The 21,038-nt window shown below is 35.4% G+C and carries 14 protein-coding genes, 1 pseudogene and 1 other annotated feature; of the genes and pseudogenes, 1 reads left to right on the top strand and 14 read right to left on the bottom strand.

Annotated features, from left to right (window positions below; genetic code table 11):
* Positions 1-4: 4 nt before the first annotated feature.
* The 14 genes and pseudogenes from J7S27_02765 to J7S27_02700 form a co-directional block, all read right to left on the bottom strand.
* Positions 5-903: pseudogene (locus J7S27_02765) on the bottom strand (Fic family protein).
* A gap of 205 nt (positions 904-1,108) precedes the next feature.
* Positions 1,109-1,942 (bottom strand): DUF4767 domain-containing protein, encoded by an 834-nt coding sequence (locus J7S27_02760; GenBank protein QTU83460.1) that lies wholly within the window; start codon positions 1,940-1,942, stop codon positions 1,109-1,111.
* Between the two features lie 440 nt (positions 1,943-2,382).
* Positions 2,383-5,202 carry a YSIRK-type signal peptide-containing protein gene (locus tag J7S27_02755; protein QTU83459.1) on the bottom strand — a complete coding sequence of 940 codons (2,820 nt, stop codon included), beginning with the start codon at positions 5,200-5,202 and terminating at the stop codon, positions 2,383-2,385.
* A gap of 255 nt (positions 5,203-5,457) precedes the next feature.
* Positions 5,458-6,462 (bottom strand): hypothetical protein, encoded by a 1,005-nt coding sequence (locus J7S27_02750; GenBank protein QTU83458.1) that lies wholly within the window; start codon positions 6,460-6,462, stop codon positions 5,458-5,460.
* Between the two features lie 155 nt (positions 6,463-6,617).
* Positions 6,618-7,271, bottom strand: a complete 654-nt coding sequence (locus tag J7S27_02745; GenBank protein ID QTU83457.1) for a hypothetical protein — start codon at positions 7,269-7,271, stop codon at positions 6,618-6,620.
* A gap of 238 nt (positions 7,272-7,509) precedes the next feature.
* Positions 7,510-8,361 carry a transporter substrate-binding domain-containing protein gene (locus J7S27_02740; protein ID QTU83456.1) on the bottom strand — a complete coding sequence of 284 codons (852 nt, stop codon included), beginning with the start codon at positions 8,359-8,361 and terminating at the stop codon, positions 7,510-7,512.
* Positions 8,362-8,384: 23 nt separating this feature from the next.
* The gene (locus J7S27_02735) at positions 8,385-9,119 is read right to left on the bottom strand and encodes an amino acid ABC transporter ATP-binding protein (GenBank protein ID QTU83455.1); all 735 of its coding nucleotides are present in this window, start codon (positions 9,117-9,119) and stop codon (positions 8,385-8,387) included.
* Complete coding sequence (locus J7S27_02730; GenBank protein ID QTU83454.1) at positions 9,112-9,822, bottom strand: amino acid ABC transporter permease; 711 nt, start codon at positions 9,820-9,822, stop codon at positions 9,112-9,114. The genes J7S27_02735 and J7S27_02730 overlap by 8 nt, the downstream gene beginning before the upstream one ends.
* 66 nt (positions 9,823-9,888) lie before the next feature.
* Positions 9,889-10,123 (bottom strand) — a binding site (T-box leader).
* Positions 10,124-10,471: 348 nt separating this feature from the next.
* Positions 10,472-15,982, bottom strand: coding sequence for a YSIRK-type signal peptide-containing protein (locus J7S27_02725; protein QTU83453.1), 5,511 nt, complete (start codon positions 15,980-15,982; stop codon positions 10,472-10,474).
* A gap of 447 nt (positions 15,983-16,429) precedes the next feature.
* Positions 16,430-17,266 carry an alpha/beta hydrolase gene (locus J7S27_02720; protein ID QTU83452.1) on the bottom strand — a complete coding sequence of 279 codons (837 nt, stop codon included), beginning with the start codon at positions 17,264-17,266 and terminating at the stop codon, positions 16,430-16,432.
* Between the two features lie 9 nt (positions 17,267-17,275).
* Positions 17,276-18,283 (bottom strand): NADP-dependent oxidoreductase, encoded by a 1,008-nt coding sequence (locus J7S27_02715; protein ID QTU83451.1) that lies wholly within the window; start codon positions 18,281-18,283, stop codon positions 17,276-17,278.
* A 73-nt stretch (positions 18,284-18,356) separates the two neighbouring features.
* Positions 18,357-18,788: an Rrf2 family transcriptional regulator gene (locus J7S27_02710; protein QTU83450.1), complete on the bottom strand. Its 432-nt coding sequence runs from the start codon at positions 18,786-18,788 to the stop codon at positions 18,357-18,359.
* Positions 18,789-18,902: 114 nt separating this feature from the next.
* Positions 18,903-19,673 (bottom strand): hypothetical protein, encoded by a 771-nt coding sequence (locus tag J7S27_02705; GenBank protein ID QTU83449.1) that lies wholly within the window; start codon positions 19,671-19,673, stop codon positions 18,903-18,905.
* A gap of 178 nt (positions 19,674-19,851) precedes the next feature.
* The gene (locus J7S27_02700; GenBank protein QTU83448.1) at positions 19,852-20,244 is read right to left on the bottom strand and encodes a DUF1304 family protein; all 393 of its coding nucleotides are present in this window, start codon (positions 20,242-20,244) and stop codon (positions 19,852-19,854) included.
* Positions 20,245-20,454: 210 nt separating this feature from the next.
* Between J7S27_02700 and J7S27_02695 the strand changes: the two genes are divergently transcribed.
* Positions 20,455-20,886: a MarR family transcriptional regulator gene (locus tag J7S27_02695; GenBank protein ID QTU83447.1), complete on the top strand. Its 432-nt coding sequence runs from the start codon at positions 20,455-20,457 to the stop codon at positions 20,884-20,886.
* Positions 20,887-21,038: the final 152 nt, after the last annotated feature.

The raw sequence follows: 21,038 nt of genomic DNA, 5'->3' as shown, positions 1-21,038 counted from the left end.
TTATTTATTCTTGCTCCTGCAACATAGACAGATATAGATCGAGTCTCTGATTCAAATATCTTGCAAACATGTCTGCCATTGCCGATAAATTATGTTTTACATGATATTCATCAAAGGCTTCATAATATTTTAAACGATCAGTAAACTTTATATCTATTGGCGGATAGCCCGCTTTCATTAGTTCCAAGTTAACGAGTAATCTTCCGGTTCTTCCATTCCATCAATAAAAGGATGTATGCCTTCAAATTCGATATGAAAACGGGCCAACTTGGTCACAATATCTTCTTTACTATTTGTATATTGTTTCAGTAGTTCTTCCATTTTAGGTATAATCAAATAGGGCTGTACAGGTTCATGTGCAGCACCCATAATTCGAACAGGCACTCTTCTGTATATTCCTCTATCCTCTTTTTTATCAGCCAAGACTAAATAGTGAATATCCTTTATTACTTTTTCAGATATTTGAGCATTTTCACTAACAAGCTGTCTTATATAATCAAAGGCCTCTTTATGTCCAATTACCTCCAAATGTTCCTTTAATGATTTCTGTTCAATAGTAAGTCCTCTAAGAACCATGTCTGTTTCTCGTAGAGTTAACGTGTTGCCTTCGATTGCATTTGAGTTATAGGTATATTCTGTTAGGAATTCTTCATTTAACCGCTCCAACTCCCCTTCTGTTAAAGGTCTTCTTTTTCGAAGCATTTCTAATTTATCTTCTATAATTGGAATGAGTGATTTCTTAATTTTATATCTTGCATCAGTCGGCTTTGTTGCATCATACGGTATTTTCCAAGCCCGTCCTTTTTGATATGCACCGGGAATTTTCCCTTCTGAACATAAAATCCTTACTCTCCTATCAGATATTCCCCATTTTTCAGATGCTTGTTTCACTGTAATATACATAAAATACCTCCAGTCTTTCCTATTATACCATTTTATCGGAATAATAGGAAAAAAAGGAATAACATATGCGTTTTAACGGAATAATATAACGTGAAATGGCAACACTTTGACCATAAAATGAAAAGATAGCAACTTAACATCTGTTAAATCACTATCTTTATGAGTCATCAACCCTATTTGACATAGAGCCTGAACCAGCGAACGTTTAATTGTTCAGATACTGATTTAATATTTCATCATCACTTTTGATTAAATGCACTTTATGATTTTCTAGATTTCCATTTGTGATAAGTACCATGAATTCGCCATCTTTTTCTACAAATAAAATAACTTCTTTTTCATTTATATTCGAATAGCAGGCTTTTAAATCATATAAATCAGTAGACGTTCCTAGTTGTTGCGTTCCCCATGCAAATGTTATTTCTTGACCATTTAAAACTGCATGTTCTAGCATCTCATTGGGAACAGCCAATCCATAATAGTTTCCAACTGTAGCTGGACTACATTCAATAAATTGTTTATTATGCTTTTTACTATACATTTCAATAATTTGTTTGGTACGTAGTTCTGTATATTCTATTGATCCATCATTTTTTTCAAGCCATATACGATTAATCCCTGTTTCCGTTATACGAAATGCCGCATTAATCCATCTTGAATCGTCTGGATATTTCTGTTCTAATTCCGTTACTTTTAATACGCCTATTGCAGAAGGCGATTGTACCTGATTTCTTTGATTTTCAGGCAAAGAATTAATATAATCTAACTGTTTTTTTCTTGCTTGCGCAATTTCTTTTCGATAGCGTTCGACTTTAGTGATTTGTTCTTCGGATAATTGAAGTGACCCCGTCGAAATTTGATGTGATGATTTAGTCATTGCTGATTCATTTACAGCAGTAGACGTTTCTTGATTTTGTACACTACTACTTGTGACTTTTGCCTTTGTTTGATTTAATTTTAAAGCTTCTTCTTTTGGAATAGTGGAACATGCACCTAATACAACAACTAAAGTTAAAGTAGATACAATTTTTTTAAACATATGAATCCCCTTTCATTACACCTACAATTTAACTCTATTTTCTTAAATATTCAAATATTAGCTTCTTACACTAGTGCATTATATCATTTTCAACCATCTCAATTTTAATGCATAATGAATGATTTATTACCTAACCATAAACATATATGCAATATATCCCGTGCATTTTCATCAACTGACATCACTTTTCGACTAAAACAAAAAGATAGCAACTTAACATCTGTTAAATCACTATCTTTATGAACCATCAACCCTATTTGACATAGAGCCAACAAATTTTGTCTCACTTATTGGATTCAATACCTTCATTTCAGATTTTGATTACTTTTTAGTTTTTTTATTGTAAATTATAATTCCAATAAAAATAACTAAAAATAGTGCAGATATAAATGTATCCAAGTTATATTTCCACCTTAATTTGCAATCTATTTCTCTGTTCGCTAATTTTCTTTTTTCTTAGCTCCAAATAATGAACCGATTGAAGCCACAATGGCTAACAGTGCAACACTAAAGGATTGATGTTTTGTTTCACCCGTTTCTGGTAATAAACGATCTTCTTTTTGTTCTTTTGGTTGTTTTGGCGACAACTCTTCACTTGGTGTTGGAGTTTCGATTGGCGTTTTTGGTTGCTCTACTTTTTCATCTGGTTTTACGGGTTCGTTAGGTGTTTCATTCGGCGTTGGCGTTTCGGTCTGATCCTCTGTTGGTTTTTCCACCTCTTCATTTGGTTCTTCTGTGGTTTCCGGCTGTTCTTCAAAACGCACAACAGCAATATCTCTTAAATCTTCATCGATTGGGGCAAAATAAGTCACATCAGGATTATCTCTTAAATTAAAGATATTCGCAAAGTTGAATGCACTGTGTGTCACGTCATTACCAATAAACCGCCAATCTCCTGTGTAACGAGTTATACCTGTAGTCGTACCATACAGTCCATTTTTATCAAACTGCTCTTTGTTAATATACTCTGGATAAGAAATAAATTGCGCTGACTTTCTACCACTCGGAAAATCAAACAGACTTTGTGATCCAGTATCATAGCTAGCAATGCCACCTTCAGTGAATGATCGCCAAGCAAGAGCAGCCCATAATGGTAAATTTGGTGTTTTTAAGGCTTGTTCCTTTGGTACTTTAAAAGTTACTCTAAATGCTAAAGGATGACCCGCACCTTCTGCAGAAAGTAGGTAATTTTTGATTAGGTGCGGTCTATCGCCGTATTTTTCAATTTGTTCTTCGACTGTCCATGATTCTAAAATACCATCAAAATCTCTAAGACCTTCAACTTCTGTTTCGTATTCGTTTTTTGAAAGACCTCTAAAGACAACCGCATTTGGCAAAGTTACTAAACCGTTTGCCTTACGTAATTCTATCTCTTCATTCCACGCTAAAGAGGTATTTTGGAAATACTTCTCTTTATGATGTGCGGCTAATAGCGCTCGTCGTTCTTCCTGTGTTTTATCAAATGCTTCCATTGTTGTTGTAATCCCTAATGGAACCTCTACATCTTTAGAAGCCTGCAACCGTCTTTCACGCAATTTATTCACATCGTAATTGTCTATTCCTAGGGCATCTTTATTGTAAGTCCCAATTTGAGTGAAAGTGACATCTTGTCCAAATCCAGGCAGCGCAACATGAAGTGTGCTTGATGTTTGAATATGATCACTACTTTGAACGGCTTGAACAGATACTTGATAAGAATATTCAACAAAGCCATCCCCTAAATCTTTCGCTTCTAGAGGCGTAACATCAACACCGCCACCAAGAGTATGGATATTCTGAGATGGCTGAGATTCTGTTGGACTAATTGGATCTGAGTTTTGTTGAAGTGTTTGTGGTTGAGTATCTACTTTTGTGTCATACCGTACAACAGCGATGTCTCTTAAATCCTCAGATCGTGGAGCAAAATAAGATACTGCTATATTATTTGGCAGACGAAAGGTTGATACATAGTCAAAATTTGCTTTCGTAATATCAGTTCCAATAAGACGCCAATCACCAGTATAGGCCGTTATACCCGTCTGCGTTCCATAAAGTCCATTTTTATCAAATTGATCATCTTTAATGGTTTCAGGTTTAGCGATAAATGTTGCAGCTTTTTCACCACTATCCAAATCATATAAATTTTGAGCATTCGTTTTATACGATGTAATTCCTCCTTCATAAAATGAACGCCACGCTAGCGCAGACCATAATGGTAAATTTGGTGTCTTTAATGCTTGCTCTTCTGTCACTTTGAAACTGACTTTAACTGCCATCGGATGACCGACAGTGTATGTAGAAAAGACATAATTTTTAATGGTATTTGGCAATTTTTCATATTTGGCAATATTTTCTTCAATCGATGTCGCTGGAGTTGGATTATTTTTATCATCAAATGCATCAACTGCTGGATTAAACCCATCTTGAGTGTAGCCAGTAAAGACTACTGCGTTTGGCAAATCAACCATTCCTTTTGATTTACGCAACTCTATTTCCTCATTAAATGCCAGCGAAGAACCTGTGATGTAATCATAATTGTTTGCTTCGCGTTCTGCTTGCCGTTCTTCTTGAGTTTTCTCAAACGCTTCAATCGAATGCGTAATCCCCAATGGAACCTCAACGTTTTTTGATGCAGTCATTCGTGTATGTAATGCATAAAACGGACGAAACTCTGCGTTATCTTTTAATAACTCTCCATCGTAAGTACCAATTTGAGTAAATTTAACATCTTGTCCAAATCCAGGTAAAGCAACATGAACAGTACCTGATGTTTGAATATGATCACTACTCACAATCGGTTGAACAGAAATTTGATACGAATATTCAACAAAGCCATCCCCTAAATTTTTAGCTTCTAAGGGCGTAACATCAACACCACCTCCAAGAGAATGGACATTATCGCTTGGTAGTAAATATGATGTTTCTAAATTTGTAGGAGTGTATTCTTCTGGCCCTGTTATAAAATCAGTAGTAGAAGATGAATTTGTTGTATCATTAGTTAACAATTCCTTACTGCCTGTTTCCTGCGACTCTTCTTCTTTTTCCAAAGAAAGTGCATTGACAGTTTTTTCATCATTTTCACTCGTCGCATTCGTTGTTGCGCTACTTTCTGCCGCTTGAATTGTTGCGTTAGTTTCTTTTGCAAGTACCGTCTGTCCGCTCACGCCTACAAAAGTAAGACCAAGCAGTACGGACGCAACTCCAAATTTAAATTTTTTAATCGTAAAACGTTGTTTCGTCTTTGAAACATTGTGATACCGATTGTTCGTTTGATATAACATATGAATCCCCTTTCTATTTCATTTCATTTTAACATAAAATGAGATACTTTAAAATTATTTAGGCGATTTATCTAATGTTAGGACGTAGTCGTTTAAGCGCTTAACAAAACATTTACCAGCATAGTGCGTAAAAATCTAAACGGTATGCCTTCACTTTAAGCTGATAAAATTTTTGACTTTTATCCAACCTTCTTGATAAGAATCAAAGTTGCTATTATTTATTCCCGTTTTTTAATATGGATACACCCGATTGGATTAGGCATTAAATATTTTCGGAAAATTAAATATATAATCACTCATTTTCAAATCATTTTTATTTTTTGTATTCAAAAACGTTAAAAATTTATCCATTTTTGTATTCTGACGACTGAATATACCGGAATGATTGAGTTCAGACAAATCACTTTTTAATGAATAGACACCTTGTTTGGATGTGGCTATCAATTTCTCGCTTTTTTCAACACCTAAAAAACCGATTGAAAATATCACATAATTGAATAACATAAAATTTTCCACGCCGTGTCGATAAATGGTTTCCGATAACTCATCAACAATTTCTTGAATAAGTTGCTCATCACTTTCCTTGATTGGATTGTTTTTTAAAGCCACACAATAATTCAACATTATTTTTAGCAAAATAGTGGTATTGATTCGTTTATAGTTATTCGCTAAAAATACTCTAAAAACATTAACATCTACATCGCTAATATAATGTTTTGATAACACCAATTCAAAATATTTTTTATAATGAATAACGGCACTATTGCCTATCCATATCGTATGATTTCCAAAATAAGATTGGACAAACAATGCGATGCACATGACACCACATGACCATAGTGGAATCGTAAAAACATAACTATTAATGCTATAAAGTATCAAACAGGTCGCAACATATCTGGACAATTCTCGAGATAAGCGTAGTTTATTTAACTGCTGATATAAAATCGTTTCTGAATTCACTGTTTTTAATTGATAAATTAAATTGACGGGTATCGTATCACGTACCATCTCTGGATAATACAACAATCGGATTGGATGACATTCTAATTTTTTATGAAACGTAAACGGGTATACAACGATATATTTACAGTTTAGCTTTCTTACATTGATGAATAGATGCAAAAGAGTGGATACCACATAGATGACATACAGTATGAGTAACGTATAAAAAAAGCTTGAAATGTAATCGAGAGCATTAACTAGCGGAATATATACAGATAAAAAGATTATCCAAATTGACAGTATCATTTTTGGCATGCGTTTACCTCCCCTTTTTTAATTTTCGACGTTCAAAATCATACGCTACCTTTTCACTAGTGATTATAACATAGAGCGTATTTCATTTAACGATAGACCCTATCAAAAAGTGTTGATAACTTTTTTTAAGTCATCAACACTCATTGTTAACTAGATTATTTTATTTCAACGGCTATATGCGCGTTTAAAAACGTTACGATTGTTTGTAACATTAAATCAGAATTTTTAGTGCGTAGTTCAATCATTGCACCATCTTTTTCTTTTATCGTTAAATCATATTCGTTTTGTAAAAATGGATTCATTTTTGGTGACCACGTTCCAAATGAAAAACTATTTTCCATACGAGTTCCATTTGATTTAGAACTCAAATACACATTTGCAATGTCATTTAATTCAATTTTTGAATTTGCTTTTTTAGCCACTACATAAAATGGTAACATTATAGCAGATGGTACTTGTTGTTTAGAAAATAATATATTGTCATTGGTAATCACCCATTCTTGAAACACGCTATCTAAAGGAATTGGATAGGCGTATACAAAAAGCGTATAAACCATTACCCCTGATAATAAACCATACAACCAACTTAATGGATTTGAATACACCATCACATATATCATTGTCGCAACAATAATTGGAATGCATAAATAGATAAACCCTATTTGCATTTTATTCGTTGCAGATAACGGATTGTTAAAAGAACAGTTAATATCATTTCTGTTTAAAATTTGACCTTTATTTTCAATCATCACTGTTTCTAAATAAGTATTTTTTTGATTTAAATCAGTCGCTTTTGAAATTGTATTCATGTCGTTCTCCCCTTTCTAATAAATATTTCGTCAAAATACGTTTTGGTTCTCCCCCCCCAATGTATTATACACCTATAATGAAAACGCTTCAATATATTTGAAAACTAATGTCGTGCATATTTTTTTAGGGTTGATGGCATGAGCCGTCAACCCTAATTTTTGTACGATACAGTAGCACTATTGTTTTCAAAACACGTATTAAACGAGTTTATTTTCTACATCTGTTACTGTTTTATTCCTATTCTTCCAACGCTTTAGTTGATAATTCTTTGGCTTCTGCTTCCCATTTTTCCATGGTGCCGTCTTTAATCGCCGTTTCAATAATTTCATTGATAATGGCTAACAACTCTGTATTGTCATAGTTTTTCGGCACGCCAATTACATTCGTTGCATATTTATTTTCAGGATCCAAGTCAAACACATCACGTGGTAAAATCGTTAAATTATCAAACGCTTCAATTAATGGTTCTGCGGAAGTCGTTGAAACAACCATCGCTTTAATATCACCAGCATTTAACGCTAATACGGCTGCATCTAATGTTCCGTATTGCTTCAAACTACTTGGTTTTGTGATTTGTAACGCTAACTCATATTGAATCGAACCGCCTTGTGCGCCAATGGTCAAATTAGCCGCTTTTAATTCGTCTAATGTTTTAAATTTATCAGCGGTTGCTTTACTCACTAATAGCCCTTGATACCCATTATCCCCTGTTTCTTGCGCATAACCAGTCGAGAAATCCATAACCGATTCTCTAGCTTTTGTCCATGACAAACCTGAAATACCTAAATCAATCGTTCCTGTTTGTAGATTGGCAATTACACCATTAAAATCGGTCGTCACAAATTCTAATTTTACCCCAAGCTTATCAGCAATCGCTTTAGATAATGCAATATCACTACCAACAATTTCTTTTTCACCTTTGTCATTAATGATATAAAATTCACGTGGTGGAAAATCTGGCGAAGTCCCTACGACCAATTTTCCTCTTTCTTTAATTTTCGTTAAATGATTCTCTGGCGGTTTTGAATTGAGTGAGAAAATCACATAACCGAATAACAATACTAAACATAACGTCATGAATTTTTTCATGGTCTCTTTTCCCTTTCAAAATTCTAATAATTGATTTGATCTAAAAACTGTTTTGTTCTGTTGTGTTGTGGTGCATTAAAAATTTGTTCTGCCGTTCCTTGTTCAACAATTTGGCCATCTGCTAAAAACACTACGCGTGAAGCGACTCGTTTAGCAAAGTTCATCTCGTGTGTCACAATAACAATTGTCATGCCGTCTTGTGCCAGTGATTGAATAACATTTAGCACCTCTTTGACCATTTCCGGATCGAGTGCCGATGTTGGTTCATCAAACAACATCACTTCTGGTTCCATTGCTAATGCTCTGGCAATGGCAACCCTTTGTTTTTGTCCTCCGGACAATTTGGCTGGATAAACATCTTTTTTATCCAATAAGCCTACTTTTTTTAATAAGTTCGCCGCTTTTTCTTTGGCTTGTGTTTTTGATAGTTTGTTTAATTTTACGGGCGCTAAAGTAATGTTTTCTTCCACTGTTAAATGCGGAAACAAATTAAAATGCTGAAATACCATACCAATTGACTGACGCAATTGATTGACTTTGTCCTCACCAATTTTCGTATCGTTCAATAACACATCCTTAAACAAAACTTCCCCACTAGTTGGCGATTCCATTAAATTTAAGCAACGAATTAACGTTGATTTACCAGAACCGGACGGGCCAATTAAAGCCACAACCTCGCCTTGTTCAATTTGTAAATCAATTCCTTTTAAGACGTTTAACTCGCCATAAGATTTTTTTAAATGATTGACTTTAATCATAAACACTTAACCTCTTTTCTGCGTACTTCATTAATTTGGTTAGGGCAAATGTTAACACGAAATAAATGACCCCAATCAATACTAACGGTTCAAAAATAGAATATGTCGCCGCTTTTACAATATTTTGGACATACATCACATCAAATACACCAATTGTTGAAACAATCGACGATTCCTTAATCATCGTAATGAACTCATTTCCTAAACCGGGCAACACAACACGTGTCGCTTGAGGAATGATAATGGAAAATAGCGTTTCGCGTCGGCTTAATCCTAAAGCACGACCGGCTTCCATTTGTCCTTTATCAATGGCTTCCAATCCGCCCCTAAATATTTCACAAATGTACGCACCTGAATTGACGGATAACGCAATAACGGCAGTTAAAAATTCTCTTGAACCGTAGACGCTACCAAATGATTCAATAGTTGGAATTGTCAACCCAAATAGTGGCAAACCATACAACCATAAAAATAGTTGTAATAACATTGGTGTTCCACGAATGATTTGTATGTACGCATTGGCAATCATGCGAATCCATTTCTTTTCCGATTGTTGCATAATTGTTGCAAAAAGTCCTATAATCGTCCCTAATAATACCGTTAAAAAGGATAGTGTAATTGTCACAATTGTTCCTTCTAAAAACGACGGCAACCATGGACCTAATTTTTTAAAGTCCACTGCTATAGCCATTAAATTTACCATTTTATTTCCACCTTTCACTTTTTGTTAATCAACAAAAAAACTCGTCTCTAAATACTTATAAAAGCATTTAGAGACGAGTCATGATTTCATAAACCCGCGGTACCACTCTAGTTAACAAGAAATTACATCATAATTTCTGATTCACTCAATTTGATAACGCTCAGACAGCGAAGCAAGCTACTACAAGGTTCACTCACTTATCTCATAAGGGCGGTTCAACTAATCAGTCACAATAGGCTTACACTCTGCCCTATCTCGCTGGGATACCCAATTAATTTACTCTCTTATTCATCGATTTGTTATTAACTTGTAATCACTATAACACTTAAATTTCAAAAACTCAACAATTTTATAAAAAAATATGAATCAGTGAAATCGTAAAGCGATTCAACAACAAAATTGCTGTATCCTATTTTTTTATAAAATACATTGCCATAAAACGATTTTGACTATTTAAACGTCATCGCATTTAATGGTATTTGCACCCTTTTTCAATAATACTACAATGAGCCGTCAAGTCGTATTCATACCACGATTAAAGGTGTTGGTAGCATCATTTAGAAGCTACCAATACCTTTTTAAATAAAATACGGTTTCTATTTCATTTTTAGTATTTTAACCAATTCATTAAAACATCATTACCTTAATTTTATTGATAAATCGACGTTCTAAAGTCGTTTGTATCTAATAGATACGCTTTGAAAATGGCTTCTTTAAGCGCAAGAAGATTTGGTGTTGCTTTATTGGCTTTTAACGCCATTAAATCTGCTTGAATCGCTTCATTAATCAATTGATTTAAAGTCGCTTCATTTACGGTATAAGTGTTTCGGTTGTAAGTAAATGTAATTGGTTTCAACTGCGCAACATTATCTAAACGACGTTTATACATCGCCTTTTTAAAGTCGTGGAAGTCTGAAAATTGATGATTTGTAATTTTCTTGAGAATGTATGCATCATTAAATACCTCTCCGGCTGCTCTTGCTTCAGCACGATATTGATTTGAAACATACGCAACAAAACCATCATAGCCTGTTTCAGCTAGTAATTCATTACTTAAACGCTTAATACTTAATGTATCGGAAGACCCATTCGGATTCGTTAAACCACTATAGTTTGCAGCGAATAAATGCTCGATATCATAACCATTTTTACTAATTTTTTCTCGACTGTTATGAAGTGAATGCACACCAAGCAGAATATCGTTTTCCACCAAGTTATGAACACTTTCTAAAGTTAGCGGTGCTAACTCTTCTGCACTCATTTGACGAATTCTGGATTCACCAATGTCATTAATGCGTTCAATTTTCTTGTAGAACAACGCTTGATCTGCTTTAGATAGTTTGACTAAAGCGTTCCCTTCCAAAGCTTCAAGTGTATAAATGACGTCCATACGACCTTGAAGATACTCTTTTAAATCAGCTGGTGTTTGGAAGCGTTCAGGCGATAAGTTATGCACTCGATTGTCTACAAATTTTCCACCGTCAGCGATTGAAAAGTCTACATTATTATTGATTGCAAAAATTGGATTTGTGGCAGATGTTGTGGATTGTAACAAACCTTGCGCATACACTTCTGCACCAAAGTTTTCTCTACGTCCATAACCACCTAAATATACCGTACCGTCCAAGTTATGCGTCATTTCATGCGTAAATACGGATTGACCATAAGCACTCAACATATTATCACTTACAAAGTGAACTAAACTACCTGTTGCATACGCTCCAGAACCATTTGGACGATAATATTTTCCAATTGGTGCAAAGAAATCAGTCATACGACTTGATGCGTTTTCTCCAAAGCTTTCCATCCAGTACGCTTGTTTTCCAGCAAATCGCGGAATTGAATACCCATCCCATGACGGAATTGGCATATCACGTCGATTGTATAGACGCTCTTTTACTTCTGGTCTAATCATTCGATACCAGAAATCAAAGTGATCGACTTGCGTTTGCGCAAAGTAATCTACCAACGCATTGACACGTTTTAATTCACTTGCATATTTATCAGGGTCGGTTTCTTTAAGCGACATATCCATATAACGATCATACATACCAAACGATAACGTCGTCATATTACTCATGATGTAAATACCTTCTGACGTCAAGTTCAAGAGTGGTAAAATCATACGTGGATGATCGATTCGATTGAGTTGATCATATACTAAATACGTCTGATTTGGTAACTCTTTCGATGGCACTTCTACAATGTACGCTTTTGTCGCGGATTTAAACCAATCATTTTCACTACGTTGTGTAAAACGTGTACGATAAGCACTTAAATAATCACGAAGATTGGCATACCCAGATAATGGCGCAATCCATTTTGCATACGTTGCTGGGTTGTTTTTTATATCCAATTCATTATTGCCCATTCGACCAAGATTAGCTAGCCATTCAAGACTGTTCACTTGTGTACCAAAGAAGTTTTGATAGAACGTTACTAGCTCTCCAACATTCATCTCATCAAATTGAACATTATATAAACGATTTAGATAAGTAGCCCCTATTAAAATGGCAACTGCATTATCTTTCATATAATCTTTCATTTGTTCTTTTAACGGTGTTGCCGTAAAATCTGCTGCCACACTTTGAGCAAGTGCTGCTTCAAAAATATCTTGAGCACGGTCACTCACTTTTTTAAAGGCATCTTTCAGATAAAGCACTTCTAAAACATCCGTTTGATATTTTTCAAGTGGTGCAAAACTTAGACTATCCGCTACTCTTTCTGGATGACGTTGCGTAACTTTCCAAACATCTTCTGAGAAGTACGTTAATCCTGCAACGCGTTTGATCGCCGTTGCGATAACTTCTGCTGGGCTTGTGATAAATTGCTCTGGCGTATACAGTAGTTCTGTTCCAGTGATTCCATATTCTTGAATGGTATTATCTGCAAATGTTAATCCTGGAATCACATTTAAATACTCTACCTTGCCATCTGCATAGTTTAATAAAAGACGATTGATACTACCTTTATTTTTATAAAAGTTGGCAATCACTTCATTATCTTTCATTGGTACAATTGAAACAATTTTCGTCGCAAACAATTTGCTTGATGCCTCAATCTTATTCCCTTGTTTTACAATGTATTCACGATTATAAAACGGTAATAGTTTTTCAGTGTTATAATAAGCAATTTCACGCGTTGCATCATAATGCGGTAAATGACGATAATCTATCTTTTTAGAACTTTGTCCAACGAGCGTTTCTTTATCCGCTAAAGTCGCAGTAATGCCCATTGCTTTCACTTTTTCAGTGGCATCTGCTTCAGAAATAAGGCTGACTTTTCTAGACGTCACATTAGCCGTTGCTTTTCCTAAAACGCCATAAACTTCTGTGGCATTAATGCCATCCCCCGAACCGTTTAACGACGAACCACTAATTACAGGAAGGGCGGATACAATGCGTTTAAAGACGCCACGCCCGGCATTTCCACTAAGTGCTCCAACACGACCACCGCCTTTATTGTCTAACGATCCTTCTACATAAATATCGGATACCGTCACATTATTGGTAGCAACACCTACAATACCACCAAACTCTTGTTCAGCTTTCACTCTCGTATCAATCATGACATTGGCATGAACTTTTTCCATTACACTATTGCCAATTCGTCCTACAACACCACCCGATTTCATTTCTGTATCGGTAGCAGTAGTCGTCAATTTCATGTTAAGGTCAACATTACGGATACTTGTATTCGCTTGTGCAGAATACACTAAACCTGCCACATTGTAAGGCGCCGTAATACTACCTTCAATCGCTACATTTTCAATTTGTGTTCCAGTGGCTTCATTGACAAGCGCTCCAACATTTGCTTTAGGCGATTGAATCGTCACGTTGGCTAAATTCAAGTTTGTTAATGCTGCACCAGTGGCGGTTGTTTCAAATAGCGGTGCCTTCAAATCATAAATCGTATAATTTTTACCATCATGCAATCCGTTTAAAGTTCCCGTAAATGGTACAGTAACATAACTTGTTGTCGGCGTTTCCATCTCTCCCGCACTCAAGTCAGCACCTAACGTAAACATACCACTTGGATTTGCATTCATTGATGTAATTAAATCTTTAAAAGATGTGTAGACATTATTTTTTGCTGGTGCTAATCGATTAATGGTAAAGACGTAATCCGCTTCATACTCGTCTGTTGCATTGCGTTGAACAAGTTCTGGGTGAGTGGCTACGACTTTAAAACCATTGTCTTGCGGGATAATTTCTTTAATTGGCAATTGAACTTCCTTACCGTTTTCTGATACAAAGCTAGCAAAGTAGTCATTAACCGAGCCCACTTCTGCTAAACCAATAACTTTTGTTTTCACACCATTTCGATACGTATACAACGACAAATCACGTAAATTTTTCAATTCGATTTGTTTACGTTCTAAAACAAAAGGTCGATCATTCGGCAACGATTCACGTGCATTTCCAGATAATGTCGTATACTCAAAACTTGTTTTTAATGTGTAATCAACGTAGTAGTCTAATCCCGAAATGTCAACTCCCGCTAAATCCGTTTTAGAAAGTTGTACCGTTTTAACCAACTTGTCTTTTTCATAAATTTGAACCGTAGCAGAGACAAATGTATCATCAGGATCAGTTAATCGATACGACACTCGAATCGCTTTATCTTTTTCTTTTTTCTCTAATGTTTGCAATTCTAAAGTTGGTTTTGTCAGCGCCACATTTTCTAAAGCCGCTTCGGCTGCTTCAAGCGTTCTAAGTGCTTCTTCTACTTGACGTTTAGCTTGTTCAATAGCGTTGGGACTTGCTGTTGAATCTACAATTTTAGCATTTGCTTGAGCTAAAATTTGTTGTGCATTTCGTTTAGCATTTTCAAACGTCGCAACACTTGCTGGTGTTTTTTGCGTAGTATCAACTTGTTTTTGTAAAGCTTTTTCTAATTTATCTGCTGCAACCATTAACTCGAGTGGCGCAACAGGCTTCGTAACCGTTAATACCTCTCCTTTTAAAACATCCTGTTTTTTCTCTGGTTCTGGCGTTACAGGTTCTGGCGTTTCTGGTGTTTCTTCAGCCGGCACGTCTGGTTTCGGTTTATTTTCCGATTCCGCTGGCGCTTCTACCTTTGGTGCTTCCGGTGCCGTTGGCTTTTCATCAATTTTTGGCGTTTCCGGCTTTTCTTCAGCCGGCACGTCTGGTTTTGGTTTGTCTTCTGATTCCGCTGGCGTTTCTACCTTTGGTGGTTCTGGCGCCGTTGGCTTTTCATCAATTTTTGGCGTTTCTGGCTTTTCTTCAGCCGGCACGTCTGGTTTTGGTTTGTCTTCTGATTCCGCTGGCGCTTCTACTTTTGGTGGTTCCGGCTTTTCTTCAACTGGCACGCTCGGTTTTGGAGTTGTGTCCGATTCAATTGGTTTTTCTACCTTTGGTGCTTCGCTTTGTGTTGGTCTGGTAATCACATCAGTTACTGGCTTTTCAGTTACTTCCGGCATAACTTTAGTTGGTACATCTGGTTTCGTTGGTGTAACAACTTTAGTTGGTGCGTCTACATTAGGTGTTGCAGGCAATACTGGAACTTCAGGTGTATTATCTGTTTCTTTAGTTTCAGCAGTAGTCGCTTTTTCTTCTACTTGATGATCTACTTTATCATTTTTTTGAATAATATAACCGACAAAATGATACCCTTCAATTTCACGTACGGTTTCAGGTAAAACAGTTCCACTTGTTAAAGTGTATTGTTGCGTAAGATTTGCAAATAACTGATTAGTTATTGCAGATACGTTTGGCATTAAAACACTTTGCCCTAAACTAGTCACTAAAAATGCCGTAACAATCCATGTTTTTTTCTTTCTTGAAAAAGTGAGTGCACACACTAAAAAGGCTACGCCCACCCCTGCTGTGAGCGCCGAAAAATCTTCCCCTGTATTTGGTAAAGTGTTCACCGCATTTGGACGATACACCATGTAATACGTTGTATCTCCAGAGACTTGATTAGACGGTAACGCGCTAACAATCAACGCTTTTTCGTCTTCACTCAATTCTGCCTCGCTGACATAGCGATACGTAATTTTTGACTGTGTGGATTCCTCCGCATGTACCATTTCAGGTGATGTATGCGCAACAAAACCCATTCCTAATAAAACAGAAGCTACACCGACCGAGAGTTTTCGTATAGAAAAACGGCTGACCTGCCTATAAAATTGTTTCATGATTTTTTATTCCTTTCAATCGACTTCAAGACACAACCCGGATAAAAACGTTGTCCTTTTACTTTTGGATAATATCGTGAGACATATATGTTTGATTTGACTCACATGTATAAAAGCATTATAACAAAATTTATACAGATTGGTACTTAAACATGAAACATTTTACATATAACTTATCTTTATTTTATTTTCACAGTATTTTTGTTGTTTTATACAGTATTGTCATTAAAGAGCATAGCAAAAAGTCGCACCAAATTGATGCGACTATTTCACGATATCATTAGAAACTAAAATTTATTGTGATGCGTTTTAAGTTGTACAATGCTCTCTTTTTAGTCACATGCCTAACACGTGAAAAACGGTAATCATTTCTAAACAACACTGTTGAAATGCCACGCTAAAACAGGCAAAATCAAAAATCGCTTAAACGATTTCAAATGCTAGCTTTTATTCTGCTAAAAATGCGATTAACGCTTTGGCAAATTCATCGGCAAATTGAAAAATAGAACCGTGCCCCGCTTTAGCATAAATGATCAATTGACTGTCTTTTATTTTTTCATGCATATCATATGAATTTTCTGTCGGCACTTGCATATCGTTATCACCATTAACGATTAACGTTGGCTGTGTAATGTAGTGTAAGTCATCTTGAGCGTCTTTTCCCCAACGTTTAATCGCTTTTAATTGCGTTAAGAAACCTGAAATACGCATCGGTTTATCGGCGTTATCAGCCGTTCTCATGCCCATTCGTCCCAACACTTTATCCGCTTCAAATTTACCGTCTTCGTCATGATTATAAAAAATATAGCGTTTCGGATCGATTCGCTCAATTCCAGCTTTGAGCATATAACGGAACGTTTTACTCGTCACTTTATCGATTTCTTTACCACCACGAGAACCCGTACCCGCTAAAATTAAGCGATTGACCAAACTTGAATTAAGACGCACGATTTCTTGTGCAATCATACCACCCATGGATAAACCAAGCAAATTGATACGCTCATATCCCAAGGTTGTAATAATGTCAACGGCTTGTTTTGCCATTCCCGGAATAGTCGACGCGACTTTCCCTTCACTACCACCGACACCGTTTAAGTCGACAACAATAACATGGTGTTTTTCTGCAATTAAATCCAATAATTTTGGATCCCAATTATCCAAAGTCGCCGCTAAATGAACCAGCATGACTAAAGGAAGTGATGACTTTCCTTTGCCCAATTCACGATAAGCAATACGATGTCCCGCAACAGTAATATATTGATTTTTAGTTGTTATATATGCCATATTTTTCTCCTACATTTCTTTAAAACTTAAAACGGTTTTTCCACGAGAACGGCCGTTGGCTACCTTATCCAATGCAGCATTAACGTCTTCAAACGCATAAACCGTATCAATTGACGGTTTAATTTGACGTTCACTGAAAATATCAGCAACTTCTTGTAGTTGTTTACCATTACTTGTTACAAAAATAAAATGATAATGCACATCATATTTTGCTGCCATTTTATCAAATTTATGACCTGCCGCTCCAAATAAAATTTGTTTATGCTTTGGCAAATTCATTCGTTTAGCAAATTCTCCATTTGGCATGGCACGTAAAGAAACTAAATGGCCACCTTTTTTCATGATTGTCATTTGTTTTTCTGTTTCATCACCACCAAGTGTATCTAAAACATAATCAACGTCGCTGAGTATTTGTGTATAATCTTCTGTTTTATAATCGATAAATTGATCGGCACCTAGCGCTAAAACACGCTCCGCGTTTAGACCATCTCCATTTGTAATGACAGTAAGTCCCTTTGCTTTAGCAATTGGAATTGCCATTCCGCCGACACCACCTGTACCACCAGAAATAAAAATTGTTTTTCCTTCTTGTGCTTGCATTAAATCAAGTGCCTGCATAATCGTTAATGCCGTCAGTGGAATTGCTGCCGCTTCAACATCGCTTAAATAGTCTGGTACCTTTGCCAAAGCATTGGCATCAACGGCTACATATTCAGCAAACGCCCCGATACTATCTAGCGGTAAACGACCAAAAACACGTTCACCAATTTCAAAATTGGTCACATTTGCTCCAACTTCCTCTACTAACCCAACTAACTCATTTCCAGCGGTTTGTGGTAATTTATAAGGAACAATTAACTTAACGTCTCCGCGAGAAATCATATTATCTAATGGATTAACACCTGCTGCCGTCACTTTTACAAGAACTTGGTTAGCTGTAATATGAGGTTTTTCAATTTCTGTTATATTTAATGCAATATTATTTTTATCATATGTTGTGTGTTGTGCTGCTTTCATTTTTTCTTCCTTTTCATTTGTATTTGTATCAACAACAAGTCTATGTTGTTTGTAAGAAAATCTGACCGTAAAGTCAGATACATTTTTTATTAGCGATTTGATAAAGATTATCAATCACTTTTTTCAAAGTTTGATCACCTAATTCATTTTCTAAATGCTGTTCAACATTCATAAAAATAGGCACCATGGCTTCTTCAATATGTTTCCCAACAGGACATTCTCTGTTAGTATTTTGATGAATTTGAAATAAATTGATATGTTCAACTTCTTGTGTGGCAAAGTAAATCTCAAGTAATGAAATGTCATCAGGTGATTTACTCAACTGATACCCAGTTCGTCCTTGTTGAGACGAAATGATACCGGCGTTTTTTAACAACGCAATCACTTTTCGTATATAACTCGCATTGGTGCCGACACTTTCAGCCAATGCTTGAGAACTCAATACGTCTTTACTTTCACTAATCATCGCTAAAATATGTAGTGCTACTGAAAATTTTGTATCCATACGTTCTCCTTTCTGTTGTTGTATCAGTTACAAGAACAAGTTTAACACGTTCAATAATTGATAACAAGTGTTTTATTATATTTTTTGAAATCTTCAATCTTTATATTCAGATAATTATAAAGAAATTCTTTGACCATTTTCAACAAAAGTTAATGTTTTATCAATGTGATACGCATGAACTGCTGAAGCATAGCCAACAATGTCTGTATTCAATGTTGGTGCAATATTTTGGTAAAAATGCTTTCTTGCTTCTTCATTCGCAAAACCAACAATGATAGATGCATGAAGATGATCTTTTTTAGGGTTATCATGAGCAACATTCGGTGTATTCCAAGTCGCTTTATGCCAAGGCATGTAGACTTGCGTTCGTACTTCTGTCACATCAGACAAATCAGCAAGATGACTTGCTAAATGATCATGAATCATTTTTTTAAAGGCTCTGCTGCTGATGCCATCTTTTCGACGTACATACAAAACATCTCGTAACTGCGTTACGTTAGTGTCAAATGTTTTAAACCATCTTGAAGAAAATGGAAATCCCATATGCATCAGCGTTCTTCGAAAAACATTTATTTCATCTTGAAAAGCTAAAGCTGTTTGTTTGCGTCCAGCAATTGGTGATAACATATTTCCAAAAGTAACTTCTGCTATTCCATCTATTCGACGATCATCAGAAACTTGTGTATCCAACCCTTCTGCACTTGGCCAAAAATTATATTGCGTTTCACTCAAGTGTTGTTGTCGATATTCTAAAAGTCCCGGTGAAGCAGCAATAATTTGCGAATGGGGACCAGACCAGTAGTCCATACCCTCTTGACGTAATTTATCTTGTCGCATCCAAAGTAAAATGGATACTGAAAATCTTTTATCGTATTTTTTTGTCATGATAATCTCCTTTGTTTATCTTGTATTTGTATCTGATACAAGTATAAATGATAAAATTAAAATTGGCAAGTCCTTTTTTTAAAAAAATACAATTTTATTATTTGTATAAAATACATGTATAAATATAAAAAACTTACACCAATCGTATACATGATACCTATTGGTGTAAGTTTATTTTTTAAGCCATTTTTTTATTTTTCATAACATCATAAAGCAAACTCATCATTGCTAAAAGTGGTAGACTACCTTGCTTGAAGAAAATGCTAATGTCACTTGTAAAGCCACCATAAAGTGCAACGACTAAAATATAGACTAGTGTTACCATTAATAATTCAACTTTATTTTTACTAAAAGCAAGCGTATAGATAATTAATAATGCAATCATTAAATTATAGACACCTTGATTTTGGAACAATAGTGTCACCGTATCCGTATTTAATATCTCCACAGGAATTTTAAAGACTTGTGACGTTTTATCAGAAGCCGTAATCATTGTCTCCAAATAAAAAATATATAAAAACTCTAACGCTACTAATCCACTGAATAATTTTGTTATTTTTCCTACGTTCATTGTTGATAAACTCCTTTTACTCATCCTGTCACTTTTAAATTTTGTTATTTTTTGTGTGTACCATGTGCATTACCCTTATACATGAAACACATCTTTTTTATATTTCATAAATTTAATCTCGCGCGATTATTTTAAGTGAGTTACAATATTTTGTCAACAAAAAAATTTTATGCTATTCTAAAATCAATCGCAAACGATTGGAGAATTCACATGAACGATTTACTATCACATCAACTCTGCTATTCTTTCTATACAGTAGAGAGACTATTTCGTCAATTCTATCAAAAACATTTAAAAAAATATGACTTAACCTACACACAGTATCTTGTACTCGTGGTGCTGTGGGAAGAAAAAAGATTATCATTAAAAGAAATCGGTCAACGACTTGAGTTATCTAGCAATACACTAACACCCCTATTCAAACGTTTAGAAGAAAAAAACTACCTCATTCGATTAAAGACAGACAACGACAAACGTCAACTATATGTACAACTCACCAAAGACGGAGAAGCACTTCAAGGAGAAATCAAATCGCATTTAACCGAATGTTTTTGGCAAATTGACGGTTTAACACGTGAAGGTGCTGATCAATTCATTCAAGAAAACAATCAACTCATTCAAATGATTAAAGAAAGTCTGTAATATCAGTTATTCACGATTGCGTTACAGACTAAATCCCCTATTTTTATGCAAAACTGTATACCGTTTAAGGTTGATGGCATAAGCCATCAACCTTATTTAACATGAAACACAAAAAATCGAATCGCCACACGTTAAACGGTTGTTAAACGGTT

This window comes from Carnobacteriaceae bacterium zg-C25, from assembly GCA_017945845.1.
Taxonomy (GTDB): Bacteria; Bacillota; Bacilli; order Lactobacillales; family Aerococcaceae; genus WM01.
Note: the sequence above shows the minus strand (reverse complement) of the source record. Positions and strands in the feature narration are given on the sequence as shown.